The organism is Haloarcula sp. 1CSR25-25, from assembly GCF_032027985.1.
Taxonomy (GTDB): Archaea; Halobacteriota; Halobacteria; order Halobacteriales; family Haloarculaceae; genus Haloarcula.
This window is the reverse complement of record NZ_JAHYBW010000005.1, coordinates 301,829-321,798: the sequence shown is the minus strand read 5'-3', so window position 1 is coordinate 321,798 and position 19,970 is coordinate 301,829. Positions and strand designations below refer to the sequence as shown.

21 protein-coding genes and 1 tRNA gene are annotated in these 19,970 nt (G+C 66.0%); 12 read left to right on the top strand and 10 right to left on the bottom strand.

Annotated elements, in window-relative coordinates; all coding sequences use genetic code 11:
- Positions 1-8 precede the first annotated feature (8 nt).
- The 3 genes from KZ498_RS16190 to KZ498_RS16180 all read right to left on the bottom strand — a co-directional run bounded on the left by KZ498_RS16190 (position 9) and on the right by KZ498_RS16180 (position 3,200).
- Complete coding sequence (locus KZ498_RS16190; RefSeq protein WP_312620113.1) at positions 9-1,637, bottom strand: GTP-binding protein; 1,629 nt, start codon at positions 1,635-1,637, stop codon at positions 9-11.
- Between the two features lie 278 nt (positions 1,638-1,915).
- On the bottom strand, positions 1,916-2,599 hold the full coding sequence (locus tag KZ498_RS16185; protein ID WP_312620112.1) for a phosphoglycolate phosphatase: 684 nt from the start codon (positions 2,597-2,599) through the stop codon (positions 1,916-1,918).
- Between the two features lie 37 nt (positions 2,600-2,636).
- A complete protein-coding gene (locus KZ498_RS16180) occupies positions 2,637-3,200 on the bottom strand; it encodes a J domain-containing protein (RefSeq protein ID WP_312620110.1) in 564 nt (187 codons plus the stop codon).
- A gap of 567 nt (positions 3,201-3,767) precedes the next feature.
- Here KZ498_RS16180 and KZ498_RS16175 point away from each other — a divergent pair.
- The gene (locus KZ498_RS16175) at positions 3,768-6,884 is read left to right on the top strand and encodes an adenosylcobalamin-dependent ribonucleoside-diphosphate reductase (RefSeq protein ID WP_312620109.1); all 3,117 of its coding nucleotides are present in this window, start codon (positions 3,768-3,770) and stop codon (positions 6,882-6,884) included.
- A gap of 83 nt (positions 6,885-6,967) precedes the next feature.
- Here the strand turns inward: KZ498_RS16175 and KZ498_RS16170 are convergent, their stop codons facing one another.
- Entirely contained in the window at positions 6,968-7,258 is a 291-nt protein-coding gene (locus KZ498_RS16170; RefSeq protein ID WP_312620108.1) for a hypothetical protein, read from the bottom strand.
- 102 nt (positions 7,259-7,360) lie between these two features.
- Here KZ498_RS16170 and KZ498_RS16165 point away from each other — a divergent pair, with 102 nt between their 5' ends.
- Complete coding sequence (locus KZ498_RS16165) at positions 7,361-7,567, top strand: hypothetical protein (protein WP_312620106.1); 207 nt, start codon at positions 7,361-7,363, stop codon at positions 7,565-7,567.
- A 7-nt stretch (positions 7,568-7,574) separates the two neighbouring features.
- On the opposite strand, the gene KZ498_RS16160 is transcribed toward KZ498_RS16165, so the two are convergent.
- On the bottom strand, positions 7,575-9,095 hold the full coding sequence (locus tag KZ498_RS16160; RefSeq protein WP_312620105.1) for a sulfite oxidase: 1,521 nt from the start codon (positions 9,093-9,095) through the stop codon (positions 7,575-7,577).
- 105 nt (positions 9,096-9,200) lie between these two features.
- Between KZ498_RS16160 and KZ498_RS16155 the strand changes: the two genes are divergently transcribed.
- Together KZ498_RS16155 and KZ498_RS16150 are read left to right on the top strand one after the other, a co-directional pair.
- Positions 9,201-9,323, top strand: coding sequence for an HVO_2523 family zinc finger protein (locus KZ498_RS16155; RefSeq protein ID WP_312620104.1), 123 nt, complete (start codon positions 9,201-9,203; stop codon positions 9,321-9,323).
- Between the two features lie 45 nt (positions 9,324-9,368).
- Positions 9,369-11,993 (top strand): PAS domain S-box protein, encoded by a 2,625-nt coding sequence (locus tag KZ498_RS16150; protein ID WP_312620103.1) that lies wholly within the window; start codon positions 9,369-9,371, stop codon positions 11,991-11,993.
- Here the strand turns inward: KZ498_RS16150 and KZ498_RS16145 are convergent.
- Complete coding sequence (locus KZ498_RS16145) at positions 11,971-12,630, bottom strand: VTT domain-containing protein (RefSeq protein ID WP_312620102.1); 660 nt, start codon at positions 12,628-12,630, stop codon at positions 11,971-11,973. The genes KZ498_RS16150 and KZ498_RS16145 overlap by 23 nt on opposite strands.
- Positions 12,631-12,681: 51 nt before the next feature.
- Between KZ498_RS16145 and KZ498_RS16140 the strand changes: the two genes are divergently transcribed.
- Positions 12,682-13,071, top strand: coding sequence for a DUF5830 family protein (locus tag KZ498_RS16140; RefSeq protein WP_312620162.1), 390 nt, complete (start codon positions 12,682-12,684; stop codon positions 13,069-13,071).
- A 143-nt stretch (positions 13,072-13,214) separates the two neighbouring features.
- On the opposite strand, the gene KZ498_RS16135 is transcribed toward KZ498_RS16140, so the two are convergent.
- Positions 13,215-14,225, bottom strand: coding sequence for a hypothetical protein (locus KZ498_RS16135; RefSeq protein ID WP_312620100.1), 1,011 nt, complete (start codon positions 14,223-14,225; stop codon positions 13,215-13,217).
- A 145-nt stretch (positions 14,226-14,370) separates the two neighbouring features.
- Here KZ498_RS16135 and KZ498_RS16130 point away from each other — a divergent pair.
- A tRNA-Met gene (locus KZ498_RS16130) sits at positions 14,371-14,515 on the top strand.
- 86 nt (positions 14,516-14,601) lie between these two features.
- Here KZ498_RS16130 and KZ498_RS16125 read toward each other — a convergent pair.
- Positions 14,602-15,192, bottom strand: coding sequence for a HalX domain-containing protein (locus tag KZ498_RS16125; RefSeq protein ID WP_312620099.1), 591 nt, complete (start codon positions 15,190-15,192; stop codon positions 14,602-14,604).
- Positions 15,193-15,386: 194 nt separating this feature from the next.
- Between KZ498_RS16125 and KZ498_RS16120 the strand changes: the two genes are divergently transcribed.
- The 4 genes from KZ498_RS16120 to KZ498_RS16105 all read left to right on the top strand — a co-directional run bounded on the left by KZ498_RS16120 (position 15,387) and on the right by KZ498_RS16105 (position 17,525).
- Positions 15,387-15,824 carry a pyridoxamine 5'-phosphate oxidase family protein gene (locus tag KZ498_RS16120; protein ID WP_312620098.1) on the top strand — a complete coding sequence of 146 codons (438 nt, stop codon included), beginning with the start codon at positions 15,387-15,389 and terminating at the stop codon, positions 15,822-15,824.
- A gap of 33 nt (positions 15,825-15,857) precedes the next feature.
- Positions 15,858-16,271: a hypothetical protein gene (locus KZ498_RS16115; RefSeq protein WP_312620097.1), complete on the top strand. Its 414-nt coding sequence runs from the start codon at positions 15,858-15,860 to the stop codon at positions 16,269-16,271.
- A gap of 213 nt (positions 16,272-16,484) precedes the next feature.
- Positions 16,485-16,730 (top strand): hypothetical protein, encoded by a 246-nt coding sequence (locus KZ498_RS16110; protein ID WP_312620096.1) that lies wholly within the window; start codon positions 16,485-16,487, stop codon positions 16,728-16,730.
- A 96-nt stretch (positions 16,731-16,826) separates the two neighbouring features.
- Positions 16,827-17,525: an SDR family NAD(P)-dependent oxidoreductase gene (locus KZ498_RS16105; RefSeq protein ID WP_312620095.1), complete on the top strand. Its 699-nt coding sequence runs from the start codon at positions 16,827-16,829 to the stop codon at positions 17,523-17,525.
- Positions 17,526-17,545: 20 nt separating this feature from the next.
- Here KZ498_RS16105 and KZ498_RS16100 read toward each other — a convergent pair whose 3' ends face one another.
- Complete coding sequence (locus tag KZ498_RS16100) at positions 17,546-17,797, bottom strand: hypothetical protein (RefSeq protein ID WP_312620094.1); 252 nt, start codon at positions 17,795-17,797, stop codon at positions 17,546-17,548.
- 90 nt (positions 17,798-17,887) lie between these two features.
- On the opposite strand from KZ498_RS16100, the gene KZ498_RS16095 reads away from it, so the two are divergent.
- Together KZ498_RS16095 and KZ498_RS16090 are read left to right on the top strand one after the other, a co-directional pair.
- Positions 17,888-18,124, top strand: a complete 237-nt coding sequence (locus KZ498_RS16095) for a hypothetical protein (protein ID WP_312620093.1) — start codon at positions 17,888-17,890, stop codon at positions 18,122-18,124.
- Positions 18,125-18,172: 48 nt separating this feature from the next.
- Entirely contained in the window at positions 18,173-18,823 is a 651-nt protein-coding gene (locus KZ498_RS16090; RefSeq protein WP_312620091.1) for a hypothetical protein, read from the top strand.
- Positions 18,824-18,857: 34 nt separating this feature from the next.
- Here KZ498_RS16090 and KZ498_RS16085 read toward each other — a convergent pair whose 3' ends face one another.
- Positions 18,858-19,961, bottom strand: a complete 1,104-nt coding sequence (locus tag KZ498_RS16085; RefSeq protein WP_312620089.1) for a site-2 protease family protein — start codon at positions 19,959-19,961, stop codon at positions 18,858-18,860.
- Positions 19,962-19,970 lie beyond the last annotated feature (9 nt).

Below are 19,970 nucleotides of genomic sequence, written 5' to 3'. Positions count from 1 at the left end.
ATTTGGCGTTACGCCGGGTCGACGTCGGTGACGGTCCCGACACCCTTCGAACTCCCCTCGCGGAAGACGAACTTCTGGCCTTCCTCGACGAGGTAGGAGCGGAACTTGAACCGGACTCGGGTCTTGCCGGCGTCGCCCGGGAGTAACTGCCCGCCTTCCGGATAGAAGGCCGCAGCCTCGCTGATGGTCTCAAGGTGGACAACGGGTTCGTAGCCGTCGCCGATGCGGGTCGGGTGGTTCAACACCATCACCTCGGCCTCGAACTCCTGGACCGGCGACGGGTCCGCGTCGCTCGGCAGCAGGACCATCCCGCGTTCGATGTCCGCCTCGCGGACGCCTTTCAGCGCAATCCCGACGATACGGCCGGCCTTGGCCTCGTCGACCCGGTGGTAGTGCATCTCGATGGACCGGACCTCGACCTCTCGGAAGCTCCCGTCCTGCATCGGCCCGAGCAGCAGTTCGTCGCCGGCCTCGACCTCGCCGGACTTGATGGTGCCGGAGGCGACCGCGCCGACCCCCTGGACGTTGTACGTCCGGTCGACGTACATCCGGAAGTCCCCGACCTCGCCTGCGGTCTTGGGCAACGCCTCGAACATCTCGTCGAGGTCGTCCAGCCCCTCCTTCGTGACGGCGCTGGTGGTGATTACCGGCACGACAGTTTCGGAGATCTCGTCGATAGCCGTGTCGACGCCGTGGCGCTCGACCCGGAGCGGCGTCTTGTCGACTTCCCGCAGTGCCCCCTCGACGTCGCGTTCGACCTCGGCGACCCGCTCCTCGTCGACGAGGTCGCGTTTCGTGATGGCGACAATAGTCGGGAGGTCAGTCGCCAGCAGGATGCCGAGGTGCTCCCGCGTCGTCTCGGTCACCCCGTCGTCGGCCGCGACGGTCAGGAGGCCGTAGTCGAGCTTCTGGCCGACGAGGCCGCGAATTGTCGTGCGGAGCCACGGCTCGTGGCCGACAGTGTCGACGAAGGAGACGAGCCGGTCGGAGGCCTCGACGACCCGCGCTCGGTCGTCCTTCCGATGGGGGTTGTCCATGCGGATCGGCGCGCCGTCCTCGTCGAAGCCGTAGACGCCGTAGGAGAGGTCCGCAGACAGCCCCCGCTCGACTTCGTGTGGCTGCACGTCCAGAAAGCCGCGTGTCCCGCCTTCGCCGTCGTCGGCGTCACCGGTGACCAGCGACCCAACGAGCGTGGATTTGCCGTGGTCGACGTGGCCGGCGGTGCCCACGACGATGTGGTCGTCGTCGGCGAGGACCGACCCCTCCGAGACCGTCGCGACGCCCACGATGCCGTCAGTGGCCGCCGGCCCGTCTTCCGAGACGCCGTCGACGCCCCACGTTTTGACTTCCTCGATGTGTGCGCCGGCCTCCTCTGCCAGCAGGCTGAGTACGTCCATCGACTCGGAGAACTCCGTTGGCGAGATGCCGGCGAGACCGCCGTCGTCGGTGACGCCGACGACGTACGTCGCCTCCCCGTCCCCGGAGAGAACGCGGTGTCGGAGTTGCGCTGCGAGGGATTCGAGCCGCCCCTCGGACAGGTGGAGATCTTCGCTGAGCCGTTCTTTGAACTCGACGCTGCCGCCCTCCCGCTCGCCGCGGTCGAGCGCGCGCCGGAGGACAGCCCGGTCGGGGCTCATATCCCCTCGTTACCGTGGGGCAGATATAAGCCTTCCCCGGATTTACGGCTTCAGAACGGTCCTGACTCCGGTGGCTGAGTGTGTCTCTCACAGTAGGTCCCGGACGGATATTTATACGCGAGGACGCGGCCAGGGCCGGTCGTGGACTGAGCAGCCACGCGGGGTTCGCGGTTGCGTGACGCCGCCCCGTGTGACCGGCGCTGGCGACGGCGTCACCTGTTCGCCTATCGGTGAGCGAGAGCGCAGACGACAATCCGCCTGCCGGCCGACGGACCCCGTCAGTCCTGATACAGTGCGACCGCTTCGAGGAACCCGTCGCCGTAGGTTGCGTCGGTCACCCGGTCGGCCCGTTCGAGGGCCGACTCGTCGGCGTTGGCGACGGCCACGGCCTCGCCGGCCAAATCGAACATCTGGGCGTCGTTCACCGAGTCGCCGACCGCGAGGAACGTTTCCGGAGCGAGGTCCAGTTCGGAACACACCGCTTCGAGGCCGGTCCCCTTGTCGACGACCGGGTCCGTCACGTGGTAGGCGAAGCCGGTGTCGAGGACGACGAGCCCGTGGACCGCGGCCAGTTCCTCCAGCGGTTCGAGGGGCTGGTCAAGCGACACGACGAGCTCAGTCTCGCGCCACCGGTTTGCCAGGTCGACCTGTCCGAAGCCGATGTCGTGACCCAGGTCGCGATAGGCGTCACCGACCGCGAGCGCCGCCTCGTGGTCGCCTTCCAGCCTGAGTTCGTCAGTGGCTTCGACGAACACCACGCCGCCGTTTTCGGCGACGACCGTCCGCTCGATACCGAGGAACTCACAGAGCGCAATCGGGTACGGCATCGCCTTGCCGGTCGCGATGACGACGCGTGCCGGCCACTCGCGGAGGACCGGCATGACGCGGGGGTCAAGCGCCCGGCTCTCGTCGGTCAGCGTCCCGTCGATGTCGACGATAAGGGGCGGCGTGTCGCTGTCCATACGTCCGGGTTCGGAGCGTCGGATATGTGGATTACGGTCAGTCGTCGGTCAGCGTCTCGTAGGCCGCCTGCACCTGCTTGAACTCCGTCTCGCTCCCGCTGTCAGTGTCGGGATGGACCTCTTTGACCTTCTCCCGGTAGGCGCGCTTGATGGTACTCTGGTCGGCGTCCGGGTCGAGGCCCAGCCGCCTGTAGGCCTCCGCCGGACTCGGCCCCGACGACTGGACTCGCTGACGGCGCTGCCGGCCGCCCGCCGTCTGACGGCGCTGTCGCCCCTGACTGCGGCGTTTGCCGCCCTGGGTCGCCCGCGAGCGGCGCGCTCGACGGCCGTCTCGCGGCGGCTCCCACTCCTCCCGCGGACCGGCCCCGAACCCACCACGACGGCCGGTGCCGGTGTTCTGTGCCGCCTGCCGTTCCACCCGCTCGTAGAGGCTCGCGGCCATCTTCCCGCTGAGGTGGTAGTACATGAAGTACGTCGACACGCCGAACATGAGCGCCAGGAAGAGCACCGCGGGATTGATCACGAGACCCACCGCTGTCAGGACGACTGTCAGGCCTCCGAACACCACTGCGATTCCCTTGGTGAGCCCGTCGTACTGCACGCACATGCCTTCGGTCCACAGACCTGTAAGCGTCCCGCCTCTCATACGGTCCGGCGACCGAACTCGATAGCGGATATCGTCCCGGATGGCACAGGACCGACCGGGCTGCTGGCCCCCGATATCGCCACCGCACGGGCTGACAGGCCAGTTCTGCCAAAACCGCAGTACAGCGGTACGTCTGACACAGCCGTATTCCCTCCCTACGTCCTGTTAGTGAGCGTTTATCGCTGCCCGAAAACCCCCGCTCGTTTCCACTGGATATCTCGCTGGCGTCTGGTGGTTCACGGGGTCGGGTTTTCACTTTCACCTCGGTCTAGACAGTATTAAGGAGAATAAAGCCCGTGTAACTCGTTGTACGCGACTATCGTTTCACGCGTCGCCAGCATAGTTCGTCGAGCACCGTAGCTGCGAGCCTGGAGACCGCTACGGCCGCCGCCGAACCGCAGACAAGAAGGATTAAACGCTATCGATGAATACGTATTCGCCGCCAGAAATGACAGGATCACGGGTAGCTACGACGAGGGGTATCGACCGACAGACGGCCGCTGTCGGGAGGAGGAGCGGGCGATGAGTAACAGCGACCTTTCCGCCGACGAGATAACGCTCCCGATCAAACGTACCGACGGTGACACGATCGAAGAGCGACTCACAGGCAACGCCTACCACAACATCCTCCCGGCTCGATACCTCCGGAAGGACGCCAACGGGGACCTCATCGAGGAGCCCGAAGACCTCTTCGACCGCGTCGCGAAGAACATCGCCCTCGCCGAGGCCGTGTTCGAGGCCGGCAAGCAGGACCTCGAAGTACACGTCTCGCCCGACCAGCTGAAGCCCGACCACCCGCGCCGCGACGAGCTCGCAGACGAGGTGTTCGGCAAAGGCACGTCGGTCGACGACGACGTCGAGACCGAACTCTCTGTCTACAACGTCAACAAGTTCGCCTACGAGACGGTCGTGCCGGACCTGCCGGAAAACGTCCGCGACCACGTCGAATCGACCGCCGACGCCTTCCAGGAGCAGATGGAACAGCTCTCCTTCATGCCGAACTCGCCGACGCTGATGAACGCCGGCGACGAGCTCCAGCAGCTGTCGGCCTGTTTCGTCGACTCGCCCGGGGACGACATCGACGACATCCACCAGACCGCCAAGGAGGCCGCACAGGTCTTCCAGTCCGGCGGTGGCATGGGCTATGCGTTCTGGAAGCTCCGCCCGTACGGCGACCCCGTCGGCTCGACCGGCGGCATCGCCTCCGGCCCCATCACGTTCATGCGGACCTACGACCAGATGTGCGAGACCATCGCCCAGGGTGGCGCCCGCCGCGGGGCCCAGATGGGCGTCATGCGCGTCTCCCATCCGGACGTCATCCAGTTCATCCACGCCAAGAACAAGGACGTCTCGCTGGCCGAGACGCTTCGCCTGAACGACCCGGACGACTTCACGCACAACTCCTTCGCCGAGGCACTGGAGGAAGCCCGCGAACTCATCGACGACGACGGAAAGGTGCCCAAGCACCTCCGGAACGCCGTCGAGGGCCACCTCTCGAATTTCAACATCTCCGTCGGCGTCACCGACGACTTCATGGAGGCGCTGAAAGCCGGTGAGGAGTTCACGTTCACGAACCCCCGCACCGAGGAGCCCCACATCGTCACCGAGGAGACGAAGGAACTGTACGACATGTTCGGCCTCGGCGAACACGTCGAGGTCGGCGAGGAGCTCTCGATTCCGGCCGAGGAACTCTGGGACGACATCGTCGAGGGCGCCCACGAGAACGGCGAACCCGGCGTCATCTACCTCGAACGGGTGAACAAGCAGCACTCCTTCGACGTGGAGGAACACCCCGACCACGAGATTCTCGCCACGAACCCGTGTGGCGAACAGCCCCTCGAGGAGTACGAGGCCTGCAACCTCGGGCACATCAACCTCTCGACGCTGGCCGCCACGGACGCGCCGGACTGGCGCGTCTGGTCGGAGGTCCACGCCGACGAGTACGACTCGACGGAAGCCGCTATCGACGCGTTCCTCGAAGAGGCAATCGACTGGGCGGAGTTCGACCGACGCATCGAACTCGGAACCCGCTTCCTCGAAAACGTCGTCACGATGTCGGACTTCCCGGTCGAGAAGATCGAACAGAAGGTCCGGGAGATGCGCAAGATCGGCCTCGGTATCATGGGCCTGGCCCAGCTGTACATCCAGCTCGGCGTCGCCTACGGTACCGAAGAGGCCAACGAGATCGCCCGCCAGACGATGCGCCACATCAACCACGGGTCGAAGGCCGCGAGCCACGAGCTCGCCGAGGAGCGCGGCGTCTTCACCGAGTGGGAGAACTCCAAGTACGCCAACCCGACGGCGTACCCCGAGTGGTTCGAGAAGCAGACCGGCGAGGACGCCGAGGACTGGGCCGAGGGCTACCCCATCCGGAACCACAACACGACGACCATCGCGCCCACCGGCACCACGTCGATGATCGGCAACACGACGGGCGGGTGTGAGCCGATCTACAACGTCGCCTACTACAAGAACGTCTCCGACGACGTGCAGGGCGACGAGATGCTCGTGGAGTTCGACGACTACTTCCTCCGCGCGCTGGAGGACAACGACATCGACGTCGAAGCCGTCAAACAGGAGGCCCAGGAGCAGATGGCCACCAACGAGTTCGGCGGCGTCGACGGGCTGACGACCGTGCCCGACGCCATCGGCGAACTATTCGTCACCACGGGCGACCTCTCGGCCAAGCAACACGCCGGCATCCAGGTCGCTTGCCAGGAGGGCGTCGACTCCGCCATCTCGAAGACGGTCAACGCGCCCAACGATTCCACGACCGAGGACGCCGCCGAAGTCTTCGAGTACATCTACGACCACGGCGGCAAGGGCGTCACCTACTACCGCGACGGCACCCGCAGCAAGCAGGTGCTGACGACGCGCGCCCAGAACACGGAGTTCTCGGACATGGACGCCGACGAGATCGTCGCCCAGATAGAGGAGGTCTTCGGCGGCATCGAGGGCTTCCTCGAGGACGAGTCCGTCCAGGCTGCCATCGACGACTCCATCGAGCAGGTGCTGGGAGTCGCCGACGGGGACGCCGAGTACGCCGAGAAGCAGTCCCGACCGGACGTGCTCCACGGCGTGACCCAGCGCATCGACACCGGCTACGGGAAGCTCTACGTCAACATCAACGAGGACCCCGAGGCCGACCGCCCGTTCGAGCTGTTCGCCAACATCGGTAACTCCGGCGGCTTCACGGCCTCCTTCACCGAGGCGCTGGCCAAGACCATCTCGACGGCGCTGCGCTCGGGTGTCGACCCCGGAGAGATCGCCGACGAACTGCAGGGCATCCGGTCGCCGAAGGTCGCCTGGGACAAGGGCGAGCAGATCCAGTCCATCCCGGACGCCATCGGCACGGCCCTGCGGCGCTACCTCGACGGCGACGTCGACAAGGCCTACCCCGACCAGACCACGCTGGAGGAGACCGCCGGGAAGGCTGAGGAGGACACCGAACGAGAGGCCGGGGCCAACACCCAGACACAGACCGACGGCGGCGCGGCCGCCGCGTCCGACACGGGCGGCGACCAGCAGGACATCATCGACGCCGGCGAGAGCCCGGAGTGTCCGGACTGTGGCTCGCTGTCGCTGTACTACTCGGAGGGCTGCAAGACCTGCGAGTCCTGTGGCTGGTCCGAGTGCTGAACGCCCGCGTGTGACACGCGGAGTCGACTTTCGACGCGATTGACGCCGTTTCTGTTCTGTTTTCGCGTTCCGTCAGGCGCCAGCTACCGGAATTCCGTGACGTCGTACACGCCGGCAATCGTCGTTTCCTCGACAGTCGCCGTGATTTCGGCGCCCTCCTCGGCCGCCGAGTCCGCGACGAGCGTCACCGGCTCGATAGGCTGGCGGCGGAGAAAGGCCCCAATCCGTTCGAGCCACGACGGCTTCCCGCCCTTGCGACAGACGATGACGTAGCGCGACTCGGCGAGTGACGCCATCTCGGGCTCGAAGTCGTAATCCTCGTGCTCGGCCGGCGGGACGACGTGGATGACCTCGCCCGCAATCGTCTCGTCCATGTCCGGGCTTGTGACCGGAGCGATATGTGCCGCTCGCTTCACCCGTGCCCGCAGCAAGATCATCACGGGAACCCACTTATTCCGGCTCTGCGTTTCGGCGGTATGGGCAGTTCGCCAATGATACAGTTCGCAGTGACAGTCGTAGCGGCGGTCGGCATCGGCGTGCCGCTCGCGGCCCTCCTCGCGCCCCCCGACCCGTACACACAACTGCTCACCCTGGCACTCCTGCTGGTGGTGACACTGCCGGTGGCATATCACCTCAGTTACAGGGGCGGCTACGAGTCGCTCAGGGCGCGGGTCGAACAGTAGCGCGTCGCTACGAGTACTGCTTGGACACCCAGCCAGAGGGACCGCTGGGATAGGCGTCCGCCTCCGTCTCCGGTTGCACCTCGCCGCGCTGGTCGACCATCCGGACGACGGCAGTGTGGCCGCCCGACGGCGGGTCGTAGGTGTACTCCCACTGTCGCCACGCATCCTCGGCGGGGCCGTCGCCGCTGACTGCCGGCAGCTGCTCGGAGAGGTCCGCATCCGCCCACGTCTCGCCGCCGTCGGTGGAGACTTCGACGCGCTGGACGCCGCGCAGGCCGGCGTACGCGTGGCCGCCGATGCGCCGGCGGCCGTCGGGAAGCATCGATTCGTGGTGGAGCTTGGCGACCGGGTTCACGGGGCCGGTCCCCTGCCAGCCGCGCTTCTCCCAGTAGCCGTCGGCCTCCTCGTCCAGCACTTCGATCTCAGAGAGCCACTTGACGTTGACCTCGCCCCAGTGACCAGGGACCAGCGCCCGGACGGGGTAGCCGTGGCCCCGCGGGAGAACCTTCCCGTTCATGCCGTAGGCGAGCATCCCGCCCCGCAGCGCGTCGATGGGGAACTCCTCGTAGTAGTCGTCCGCGGCCCGGAGCATGACACACTCACAGCCGCTCTGGACGCCGGCTTCCTCGAGGAGGCTGTCGACGGGGATGCCGGTCCACAGCGCGGTGTCTGTCTTGTAGCCGTTGAGGCGCTCGCCGACACAGCGGAGCGTGACGAACCGGTTCTCGGCGTCCGTCTCCAGGATGTCCGCGTAGGTGAGCGTGACTTCCTCGTCGACGGCGCCGGTAATCGAGAGCGACCAGTCCGCGGCCGAGAGCTCCGGGTCGATAGAGTTGATGTCGACCTCGTAGAACTCCTCGCTGACCAGTGGGTCGATGTCGTCGAAATCAAGGGAGTAATCCGCTGCGACGGCGAGTTTTTCCTCGACATCATCGAGGTCCGCGCCAGGTGCGTCCAGCGGGAGCGCGTTCTCGCCCGTCGCGGCGGCCGTCCGGCGGTTGCCGGCCGCGTAGCCGACCGTCGCCGCACCGACGGCCACGCCGACCGTCGAGAGCGCCCGCCGCCGTTTCGAGGAGATGGGGGTCATCGGGCCACCGAGTCCGTCGAGGGCCTGTGCGAGCCCGACGACGGCAGCGGCGGGAACCGCCGGACCGGCGGCGAGGACGACCTCGCCGGTGAGAACGACGGTGACGGCCCAGGTCACGACGGCCGTTCCGACGGCCGGGACGGCGCGGTTGTTCGCCAGTTGGCCGGTGAGGATTGCCGCCCTGGCCGCCAGCGCGATGAACAGCCCCGCGAGGCTGATTGCGAGCAGGAGATTGAGTTGCTGGCCGAGGCTGCCGAGCGTCGAGATGGCGGTCGAGACGACGATACCGGGCATCGACCGCGCGAGCGCCCGCTCGACAGGCGAGGCGATGAACGTGGGCGCGTAGCCGGTCACTGCGTAGGACCCGGCCAGGCCCGCGACGCCCGCGGCGACGCTGACCAGCAGCCGACCGCCGGGGGAGTCGAGGAGGTCGTCAGTCATAGCTAGAATGAGGGCCTACCCCGCAAAAGGGATTGTTCCAATTTCGTCCAGAATCCGTTCCGAAACTCCGGAAGACACAAGCGAGCGGAGGTGTTCTACGGAATCATGGACGAGCAGCCCGGTGGTCGGCCCTGCCCGCTCTGTGACCGTGCGATGTACCATCGGCACTGCAAGTACGTCTGCCCGGAGCACGGCGTCGTGTATGACTGCGCTGACACGTTCTACTGACGCGCCGCTCGCTGGTTTAATGGTCCGTAACAACGAGTAGGAGGTATGAGTGGCCACGGAGAAGAGATTTCCGTGCTGCACGTGGACGACGACCCCGACCTCGGCGACCTCGTTGCGGTCCATCTGGAACGAGTCCACAGTGACATCTCGGTCTGTACCGAGCGCACCGCGGCCGACGGCCTGGACCGACTGTCCGAGCGCGCGTTCGACTGTGTCGTCAGCGATCACGACATGCCCGAAATGGACGGGCTGGAATTTCTGATGGTCGTCCGCGAGGAGTACGAGGAGTTGCCGTTTATCCTCTTCACCGGGAAAGGAAACGAGGAGATAGCGAGCGATGCCATCTCTGCCGGTGTCACCGAATACCTCCAGAAAGGGGTCGGGACAGACCAGTACACCGTGCTCGCCAACCGTATCGAGCGGGCTGTCGGGGAGCGACGGGCCAAGACAGCCCTGGAGGAATCCGAGCGGATGCTGTCGACGCTCATCTCGAACCTGCCAGGGATGGTGTACCGCGCACGGAACGAACCCGACTGGCCGATGCAGTTCGTCAGCGACGGCGCAGCGGAGCTCGTGGGCTACGGTTCGGAGGCCTTCGAGAGCGGCGAGGTTTCCTGGGGGAGCCTCATCAAGGAGTCAGAGACAGAGCGTCTCTGGGAGACGGTCCAGACCTGCATCGCCGCCGGCGAGCCGTTCGAAGTCACCTACCAGATAGAGACCGCCGACGGGGAGAGCCGCTGGATGTGGGAGCGCGGGCGCGTGGTCGACACTGACGACGACGGCGTCGAAATCCTCGAAGGGTTCATCACCGACGTGACAGCACGGGAGGAACGAGAACGGGAACTCGCGAACCAGCGCGCGTTCACGGAGAAGCTCATCGACTCCGTCGACGATATGTTCTACGTGGTCGGTACCGACGGCAGTCTGGTCCGGTGGAACGACACCGTCCAGTCGGTGACCGGCTACACCACCCAGCGGCTGGCGTCGTTAGGTATCGAGGACCTCATCGCGGATTCCGACCACGAGAAGCTGTGGGGGGTGTTCGAGGAGACGCTGGAGACCGGGTTCGGAACCATCGAGGCGGGAGTCGAGACGGCTGACGGCGAGACGCTCCAGTACGAGTTCAAGGGCTCGCGCATCGAAGACGAGCGCGGCGACCTCTTCGGAATCGCCGGCATCGGTCGTGATATCACGGAACGGAAGCGTCGAGAGCGGGAGCTCAGGGAGTACCGGATGCTGGTCGAAAACGTCGGGGACCCGATGTACATCCTCGATACTGACGGGACAATAGAGATGGTAAACGAGGCGATGGCCGCCCATCTGGGGCACGGTCGCTCGGAAGTTATCGGCTCTGAGCCGGCCCGGTTCATGCCCGAGGCGGACGTCGAAAAGGCGACAGCACTCATCCGTGACCTGCTTGGTGACGAAGAGCGAACGTGGGCCGCCTACGAGATGCGGACGATAGCCGCCGACGGGACGGTCCGGATCAACGAGAACAGGGTCGCACCGCTTTTCGACGAGGACGGGACCTTCGACGGCTCGGTCGGCGTGATGCGCGAGGCGACAGAGCGCAAGCAGCGCGAGCGGGAACTCGAACGCTACGAGACCATCATCGAGGCCGTCGGCGACCCGGTGTACACCCTCGACGACGAGGGCGTGTTCACCTACGTGAACGAAGCGATAGAGCGGCTAACGGGGTTCGAGCCGGACGCGCTCATCGGCGAGCACATCTCCACTATCATGACCGGCGAGGACATCAACCGCGGCAGCGAGCTCATCCGGACGATGCTGTCTGACCCGACCCGGCGGAACGTGACCTTCGAGACGGACATCGTCGACCAGTCCGGGGACCACACGCCCATCGAGATCCATATCGCTCTACTTCCGGCAGCGAAGGGGGAGTTCAACGGCACAGCGGGCGTCATCCGCGACATCAGCGAACGGAAAGACAGGGAGCGACAGCTCGCGGAGTTCGCCTCCGTCGTCAGCCACGACCTCCGGAACCCGCTGAACGTGGTCAAAGGGCGGATATCGGTCGCCAGGAAATCGAGCGACGTGTCACACCTCGACGCGGCGGCGTCCGCGGCCGACCGGATGGACGAACTCATCAACGACCTGCTGACGCTCGCCAGGCAGGGCGAGACGGTCGGCGAGACGGCGATGGTTGATCTCGGCGCCCTCGCAGGCCAGGCCTGGGTCGATGTCGAGACTGGCGAGGCAACGCTCGAACAGTTCGGGACGGCGACGGTCGAAGCCGACGCGGCACGGCTCCGGTCGGTGTTCGAGAACCTGTTCCGGAACAGCGTGGAGCATGGCTCCACAAGCAGTCGGCCGGGGGCCGACGACAGCGTGGAACACGGGTCCACGAGCAATTCGGCGCAGTCCGACGACACCGTGGCACACGAACAGCGCGCGGACAGCGGGGCCCCGGTCACCGTCTCGGTCGGCACGACGGACACCGGGTTCTACGTCGCCGACGACGGCGCCGGAATCCCGCCGGAGGAGCGAGAGACCGTGTTCGAGCGCGGCTACACCACGAGCGACGCTGGGACCGGGTTCGGACTGGCGATCGTCGACGAGGTCGCCCGGGCCCACGGCTGGTCGGTATCGGTGACAGAGAGCGAGGGCGGCGGCGCGCGGTTCGAGTTCACGACGAGTTCGGAGCGCTGACGTGGCGGTAGGCCGGGCCGGCGAGCACCAGCACGGCCAGCGCCGCGGAGAACAGCAGGACGTGGGGCAGCGCGTCGATGGTGAGGCCAGTGAGCGTCAGCGACCGGAGCGACGCGCCCGCAGTGACCTCGACGGCGACCCACGGGATCTCGCCGAGGAAGGTTCCGACGGCGAACGACCGCGGCGAGACGCGGGCGAACCCGGCCCCGTAGGAGACGGGGTCCGCCGGCACCGGTGAGAGCCGCGCCGCCAGGACGCCCCGCGTCTCGCCGGTCACCTCGATGATCCGCCGACCGGAGTCCCCCAGCCAGCCGAACATCCCGCCCTGTTCGCCGGCCCGGAGTGCGAACCGGTAGGGGATGAGGCAGGTGACGAGAGCGCCCATCAGCGCGACCGGGAAGCCGTACTTGACGCCGAGGACGAACCCGGCGAACGCCGACAGTGGCATCGTCGGCCAGGCGAAGAACGGCCGGACGAGGTACAGCCCGACGATGACGCCGGCGAGGTAGACAGGGTGGTCGGCGAGGTGCATCGTCTGGGCCACCACCCGCTCGGGCGTGAGCAGCGTCGTCGCGATAGCGACGACTGCCACCAGCCCGGCGGTCCCGACCAGCTGTCGCTTCGCGAGGCGGTCCATCTACCCAATCCAGCGGTAGCAATCGACAAACGCTTTGTGGTATCTTTTACGTTGCTCGGGGTCGAAGCGGCGATTGTGTCCGAGCCGCGAGACCCGGTCGAACTCGGCGTCGAACTGCTCGCCCACCTGGAACACGGGGAGCTGTCCGTCGCCGACGCCCTCGACCGCATCGAGACGGTGACGACCAACCCACAGGTCCAACGCGAGATACTCGACACCGCAGTGATGCGCGGACTCATCGAACGCGAGAACGGCGTCGTCAGACCGCGGTCACAGGGGTCGTACGTCAACTTCGACAGCGATGTGGTCGTCCGCGAGGGGGAGTTCTCGTGTCAGCGCTGTGGCGCGGCTATCAGTACGGGCCACTTCGTCCAGTTCGACGGCGGGGAACTGGGGCCGTTCGGGTCGACGTGTATTCGGAAAGTGTTGGGGCGGGAGTAGCGAGAGCCGCGGCCACAGGGAGCGACCCTCGGAAAGCGAGCGGCGAACGAAGTGAGCCGCGAGTAGCGATGTCGTGGCCGGGGCCGCGACCTCGATTTCACGACCGAAGTGAGCCACGAAGGGACAGACAGCAACGGACCGCCTCAGCGGCCCTGCCGGAGTTCCTTGATGAGCTGTTTGATGGTGCGCTCCTGCTTCTGGAGCTGTTCGTTCTGGGCCTCGACGGCGGCGGTCAGTTCGGCGACCTGTGCTTCGAGGTCGGCGATATCAGAGTCTCCTGTGGCGTCCGGCTCGACCGATTCGGTTTCTATCCCGGCCGAGTCGCTTGACTCGGTCCCCGCTGTGGCTTCGGCGGTGGGCCCCTGCTCGCTGGTGGATGCGGTCGCGGCCTGCGTGTCGGCGCTCGCTGCGCCGCGTGTAGAGCCGTCATCGCCCTCCTCGTCGTTGCTGACGAGCGGGTCGATACCCGATTCGAGGCCGAGACCGTTACCGGCATCGTCGGCGCTTTCTTCGGGGTCCGCACCGACCGCGGCGTTGAGGTCGGCGAGCGAACTGACCTCGTGGTACGCAAAGAGGGCCTGTTCGAGTGTCTCCCGGACCATCGGTGCCTGCTCGGACGGCGCCTTGATGCGTTCCGGGCGGTTGTTAAAGGAGAGCACGACAGTCGTAGCGACGCTGCCCTCCTCGAACTCCAGGCCGGTTACGTCGTCGAAGGAAAACGCCTCGTGATCGGCGTCCCAGGTGACGTTGCCGATGTGCTTGAGCAGTTGGCGGTCGGTGACGACCAGCGTGAGTTCGCTGAACCGGAACACGCCGGCGATGCTCTCGTCGGCGGCGATACCGCCGGACACGGTGAGCTTCCCTTCGAGCAGCCGTTCGAGGACGGCGTCGCCGCGGCTGCCGGGGACAGACAGTTCGAGCTTCTCACCGGTGTAGATGAGCGAGAACTTGGTCTTGCGTCGGCCTTCCGAAACCGTGAGCCGCCCGAAGTCGTGTGGATAGCTGGTGACCTTCTCGTCGCTGAGAAGGCCCTCGCCGCGGTAGACGAGCGTCCGGGTCGGTGTGAAACAGGCCGCGTCTTCGTCGCCGAGGTTGACACCGCCCCGGATCTCCTCGTCCCCGAGTTCCTGCTGGACGAGGTCTGGTATCTCCATACTGCCTGCATACCTGCGTGATGGCTTAAATCCGCGGGTCGATTATCAACACCGATCAGTCGCCCAGGGCGTGGGACTGCGCCACAGTCCCGGCGGAGATGAGAACCTTCAAGACGGCTAACGGCCAACGGCTGAATGCACCCGCGCCCGGGTGGCTTAGCTGGACATAGCGCCGCACTCATAGGGTCTCTCGACTCATGCGGCAGTGCACCCGTCATGACCCCGGGGCGCTCGTCACGCCCCAGACCTGGGCCATGCGGAGATCGAGGGTTCGGAGCCCTCCCCGGGCATTTTCCAGACCACATCGACCAGCAGCGGGCGGTATCGTCGGCTCGTGTCCGGACGACAGTGAACAGTAGTCGTGTCTCGCAACCGGTCAGCTCGACGAGCGGCCGCCGCCGGGGAACTGCTGAAACACGGCTTCGAAGTCATCGATCTCTGCGGCCGTGGCGTCGGCTGTCTCGCGAAGGTCTTCGAATCGCCTGCTGACGGTCTGGTACTCGTCGCTGGCTTCGAGTTGCGGCGTGGTCTTCTGTGTTTCCAGGGTCGCCTTCTTCGAGGCCACCGCGAAGTACTCCCGGACCTGGTCGTCGTAGGTGGTCCGGACGAGCATCTCCGAGACGGTGTCGAGGAGGTCCTCGCGGCTGACCGGCTTGGTCAGGTAGTCGTCGAAGGGCATCTCGACGATGTCGAAGTCAGGGTCGACGGCCGTCACCATCACTACTGCCGGGTCGATGCCCTGTTCTGCGATGGAGTCGAGGACCTCGTCGCCGCTCATCTCGGGCATCTGGCGGTCCAGAAAGACGACGTCGACGGACTCGTCGACAAGCTGGAGCGCCTTCGAGCCGCTGTGTGCGGTCCGGACGTCGTGCGCGGTCTGCAGCCATGTCGAATACAGGTCCGCGATGGCTTGCTCATCGTCGACTACGAGAACCGTTGCCCCCTCTGTCTCGACGCTCTCTTTCATTGGTTGGCTCCTGTCGGCTCACGGACTGCTTTCATCGGGAATTCCCTTAACAGGGAGATAAATCTACCCAGCGGATTATCGAAACTGAAAACGTAATGGTTGTTCTGTTGACCGTTATATCCTTCGTCCGTTCCGGCACGACGCAGTGACTCTTCCCAGAGACGTTAACATAGCGGCGGCCGTACGGCGTGAGTATGGTGACCGTCTCCGGACCGTGGACGCGCGAGAAGATGACACAGTTTCTCGACGCCGAAACTGTGCCACTCCGTCTCGGGTGCCGAACTCCCGCAGACAAGCCCTGGATGCTCTCGCTCTGGTACCGGTTCGTTGACGGTGCCTTCGAGTGTGCGACCGGGGCGGACGCGGCAGTCGTCGACTACCTCGACTACGACGCCACCGTCTCGTTCGAAGTCTCGACGAACGAACCGCCGTACCGCGGCGTCAGAGGCAACGGGACCGCCACGATGACGGCGGACGAGGACAAGACGGTGCTCACCGAGTTGCTGCACCGCTATCTCGGCGGGACCGACTCGCCGCTGGCCGAGCGACTGCTCGCACCCGACCGTCATGAGATACAGATCACAATCACGCCCGACCGCCTCCACACCTGGGACTACAGCAACCGGATGTAACAGCCTGAACCAATGGAGCCCACAGACTCAGCCATGGACACAGACCCGACAGACATCAGATCAATCGCGATACACGCGACGGACCTCGTCTCGGCCGTCGAAGCGACTGCGGACGGATCAGAGACCGTGTTACGCCTCACGCCGCCGTTCAGCGGCCGGATGCGGGCGCGTCTCCACGTCGTCCAGTCGGACGACACCGACGATGAAACGATTCATATCGAGCCCGACTCGCTGCTGACCGCGGACGCACCGCCGTACCCGACGCCCGACGACACCGCAGACGAACTCCGGGCCGCGGCCGACGAGACGTACTCGGTGGACCGCCATCGGACCTACCACGAGCAGCGACTCGCCGAGTGGCGGGAGTCGCTACCGGACCACGTCGCTGATAGAACGACACTACTGGCCACGGAACACGACGTAACAGTGTCACTACTCGGCCCGTAGCCATTCGTGCAGGCCCACCAGAGCTGTCAGCGGGTATCGGTGTGATACAAGATATCACACAGTATCTACGCGGTCGATAAAACGTCTAAGCGCCGCTTAATCGGTAGTGAAATGAAGTAGTAGAGAACTGTTGTGCGTGAAACGAAGCGAAACGGGTGGAAACCTCTAGAGGTTATAAGATATCTCCAGTAGAAGCGGAGGATAGGTCCCCACATGTCAAGTTCGTCCGCATACGAATTACTCGCCCAGTTTGATGAGTCCCTGCCGGAGTTCGACGAGTCACTCCTCCCCGCCGTTCGAGGTATCGCGTTCTGGACAGCGATTGCGCTCCCGTTTCTCTATCTCCCGCTGCTGATTACGGGCCTGAACTCTGGAGCAACGCGGGTCGCGTTCGTCGCGCTCGTCGTCTTCAACGCCGTGGCACTGTTCATCGGCCACTCACACAGAGGTCCCGACTGAAACGGGAAGCGGTCACCCTCGCGGGTATTGCGGTCCTCCACTCCGCGGTGCCGCTGTGGCCATACTTTCATCCACCCGCCAGCCGTTCGTGTGTGTATGTCACGGACAGTAGTCATCGCTGGCGTCGGGGCTGGTCTCGGGGAATCGCTCGCCAGAACGTTCATCGACGAGGGCTGTCAGGTCGGCCTGTTCGCCCGGTCGGCGTCGTATCTGGAGTCGCTATCGGCCGACCTCGGCGACGACGCGCTCGCGGTACCGATCGATATTACCGATCCCGACCAGATTACGGCAGGCTTCGAGCGGGTTCGAGACGAGTTCGGCCCCATCGACGTGCTCGTGAACCACGCCAGCGGCGGCGCGTGGAAGGGCACACGGGAGATTACACACGAGGAGTTCCAGCACGCGCTCGCCGTCGGCCCGGCGGGCGGGCTGGCCTGTTCGCAGGAGGCCGTCGACGACATGCTGGCCGGCGACGGCGGGACGATCATCTTCACCGGTGCGACGTCTGCCGTCCGCGGCCGCGAGGGCGCGGTCGGCTTCAGCGCCGCCAAGTTCGCTGTCCGCGGGCTGGCCGAGTCGATGGCGCGGGAGCTCGGTCCCGAGGGAATCCACGTGGCCCACGTCGTCATCGACGGACAGATCCACCCCTCGGGCGCGGCGGACACAGCCGACCGTGACGCGGAATCGTATCTCGACCCCGACGAGATCGCGAAGTCGTACTGGCATCTCATCGAACAGGACCGCTCGGCGTGGACGCTGGAACTCGACCTCCGCCCCCACGTCGAGGCGTTCTAAGTGTTGGGCTCCGGTGCCGGCTACTCTTCGAGGAGGTCGACCCATTCTCTGAGTGGCCCCCTGACGCCGTCGACCGAAATCGTAACGTCGCCGTCGAACCGCCACGTCGCCTGCGGGGAGTCCGAACCGAACCGCACCGGAACGGAGACCGACACGTCATCGGCCGTGACGTGGAGTGACTCGTCGCGGTCGACCGTCTCGTCGAGCAGTCGCTCGACGGCCAGGCGGAGCTGTTCCGGGTCCGGGTCTGGGAGGTCCGTTGATTGACTCATACCTGTGGGTTAGAACCGAGGCTACCTCGGTGTTGCGCCGGAGCGGTCGGACCCTGTCATTTAGGGGAGTGTAGCCCGCAGAGGGTTTCGATGGAGTTGGAAACGCCGTATTCCCTGGGAGGGTCCTACTACGTCGAGGCGGTGTCCGTGGGGAAGCGGACGGACGACGAGACTGTGCGCGACTGCGTGGTCTGTGGCGGCCACGTGTACGCCGACGACTGGCACCTCGTCGTCGGGGTGTTGGACACGGACGGCGGCCGACAGCGCCACCACCACTGCAGCGACGACTGTCTGACCGACTGGCTCAGGCTCATGACAGCCGCCTGAGCGGCGGTGAGTCCGCGGAGTCTTGACGGTGGAACACGTCGGGAGGATATGGACGAGCGTACGGGCGTGTTCAGGGTCTACCGCGTCGTCGAAGCGGTCCCGCACATCAATCTGTTCGACACCGACGCGACGCGGCTCTACACCGTGTACCAGTCCGGCTACGGCGAGCGCCAGCCGGCGGTCGATGCCCTCCGGACGGGCGACCTCGTCGCGGCGACGCTGGGCGGTGACCCCGACGATTCGGAGGAGGCCTGGTCGCTGCTTTCCTTCGAGCGCCGCGACCGGGTCAGGATGGATTTCGCCGTCGACGCCGACGTTCCGGACGTGGCGACGGACCTCTGGGAACCGGGGCTGGAACGCCCGGCCAGCGCCGTGCTCGAAGAGGACGGCGACCCGGTCGCGGAGTGTTTCGTCCAGCCGCGTGCGCCGCTGCCCGGCGGCGCGTTCGTCCCGAGCGTACTCACCGGCCTCGTGCCGATGGAGTCGCTGCTGACCGAACTCCCCGGCATCGGCGAGGCGCCGACGGACGCCGTTTTCATCGACCCCGACGCGCCCGACGCCGACTCGTACTCCCGCCCCTACGGCGTCGCCGTGCTGTTCACCGCCGCCGCTGACGACCTGCGTACTGAGTTCCGAGACCGGTATTCGCTCCCTACCGACGCCGACACCAGGCCCGAGTACGACCCGTACGGGCTGTGAGTCGCCGGCGGCCGGAACAGGTGAACGGCAGGCGCTACATCGTGATGACGAGCGGCACCGGAACGAAACAGAGCATGCCCAGAAGGAACGTGACCAGACCGACAGCCCAGCGGCCCGGCCCCAGTGGTGTCTCGTCCAGCGGCGTCGCCGAGCCGAGCCGGCCGAACACAAGCGCCAGAACGCCCCAGAACGCCCACAGCCCGGCCGCTCGGCCCCCTTCGAACACGACGAGGTAGCCGGCCAGGGCGAACAGGGCGACGGGGACCGCCAGCTGGACAAGCGACAGTCGGTCGCCGAACAGCGACCGGGCGACGTGTGCGCCGTCGAGTTGGCCCACCGGCAAGAGGTTCAGGAAGGTCACGAACGCGCCAACCCAGCCGCCGATGACGACCGGGTTCGGGAGGAGTTGCGGGTTCGCGTACTCCAGCGGTTCGCCCATCGCTGCGGCGATGCCCTGGAGCAACAACGGGTAGCCGAGTTCGATGTTCGTGACGATGCCGCGAGTCACCTCCACCGGCGGGAGCGTCACGCCGACCGCGGTCACGACGACAGTCGCGACGAGGCCCGCCAGCGGACCGGCGACGCCGATGTCGAACAGCGCCTTCCGGTCGGGGATGTGGTCGTTCATGCTGATGACCGCCCCCAGCGTCCCGAGCACGTTCGGAAACGGCAGGAAGTACGGCAGGCTCGCCTCCACCTCGTGGTAGCGGCTCATGATGTAGTGGCCGAACTCGTGCACTGCGAGGATGCCAAGCGCCGCGGCGGCGAAGGGCCACGCCTCGAGCATGGCCGTCGGGTCTTCGAGGACGGACAGCCCGTACCAGCGGGTCCCGGCGTACAGCGTCGACAGCAGCGTCAGGACAGCCAGCCCGGCGTTCAGCCACGGGACCCCGTCGACGCCGAGCGACCGCTCGCGTGCGATCAGCACCCACTCGCCCATCTCCCGCTTGAGCGCGACGCGATACCCCCGCTGACGGAACGCCGGTGCGATGCGGTGGATGACCTGTTCGGACTCGGTCATCGGCTCGCCGTAGTACCGGACGCCGTCCTCGGCGCTCCGGTCTATCTCGTAGACGTGAAACGTGTCTGCGAGCGCTTCCGGGTCCGGTAACTCCGGGGGCGAGGACTGGGTCGCCATTACTCCCGT

Excerpts from the sequence above, each read along its gene's own strand:
- KZ498_RS16190 (WP_312620113.1), bottom strand. The coding sequence starts at position 1,637 with ATGAGCCCCGACCGGGCTGTCCTCCGGCGCGCGCTCGACCGCGGCGAG.
- KZ498_RS16185 (WP_312620112.1), bottom strand. The coding sequence starts at position 2,599 with ATGGACAGCGACACGCCGCCCCTTATCGTCGACATCGACGGGACGCTG.
- KZ498_RS16175 (WP_312620109.1), top strand. The coding sequence starts at position 3,768 with ATGAGTAACAGCGACCTTTCCGCCGACGAGATAACGCTCCCGATCAAA.
- KZ498_RS16170 (WP_312620108.1), bottom strand. The coding sequence starts at position 7,258 with ATGGACGAGACGATTGCGGGCGAGGTCATCCACGTCGTCCCGCCGGCC.
- KZ498_RS16165 (WP_312620106.1), top strand. The coding sequence starts at position 7,361 with ATGGGCAGTTCGCCAATGATACAGTTCGCAGTGACAGTCGTAGCGGCG.
- KZ498_RS16160 (WP_312620105.1), bottom strand. The coding sequence starts at position 9,095 with ATGACTGACGACCTCCTCGACTCCCCCGGCGGTCGGCTGCTGGTCAGC.
- KZ498_RS16155 (WP_312620104.1), top strand. The coding sequence starts at position 9,201 with ATGGACGAGCAGCCCGGTGGTCGGCCCTGCCCGCTCTGTGACCGTGCG.
- KZ498_RS16150 (WP_312620103.1), top strand. The coding sequence starts at position 9,369 with ATGAGTGGCCACGGAGAAGAGATTTCCGTGCTGCACGTGGACGACGAC.
- KZ498_RS16145 (WP_312620102.1), bottom strand. The coding sequence starts at position 12,630 with ATGGACCGCCTCGCGAAGCGACAGCTGGTCGGGACCGCCGGGCTGGTG.
- KZ498_RS16135 (WP_312620100.1), bottom strand. The coding sequence starts at position 14,225 with ATGGAGATACCAGACCTCGTCCAGCAGGAACTCGGGGACGAGGAGATC.
- KZ498_RS16125 (WP_312620099.1), bottom strand. The coding sequence starts at position 15,192 with ATGAAAGAGAGCGTCGAGACAGAGGGGGCAACGGTTCTCGTAGTCGAC.
- KZ498_RS16120 (WP_312620098.1), top strand. The coding sequence starts at position 15,387 with ATGGTGACCGTCTCCGGACCGTGGACGCGCGAGAAGATGACACAGTTT.
- KZ498_RS16115 (WP_312620097.1), top strand. The coding sequence starts at position 15,858 with ATGGACACAGACCCGACAGACATCAGATCAATCGCGATACACGCGACG.
- KZ498_RS16110 (WP_312620096.1), top strand. The coding sequence starts at position 16,485 with ATGTCAAGTTCGTCCGCATACGAATTACTCGCCCAGTTTGATGAGTCC.
- KZ498_RS16105 (WP_312620095.1), top strand. The coding sequence starts at position 16,827 with ATGTCACGGACAGTAGTCATCGCTGGCGTCGGGGCTGGTCTCGGGGAA.
- KZ498_RS16100 (WP_312620094.1), bottom strand. The coding sequence starts at position 17,797 with ATGAGTCAATCAACGGACCTCCCAGACCCGGACCCGGAACAGCTCCGC.
- KZ498_RS16095 (WP_312620093.1), top strand. The coding sequence starts at position 17,888 with ATGGAGTTGGAAACGCCGTATTCCCTGGGAGGGTCCTACTACGTCGAG.
- KZ498_RS16090 (WP_312620091.1), top strand. The coding sequence starts at position 18,173 with ATGGACGAGCGTACGGGCGTGTTCAGGGTCTACCGCGTCGTCGAAGCG.
- KZ498_RS16085 (WP_312620089.1), bottom strand. The coding sequence starts at position 19,961 with ATGGCGACCCAGTCCTCGCCCCCGGAGTTACCGGACCCGGAAGCGCTC.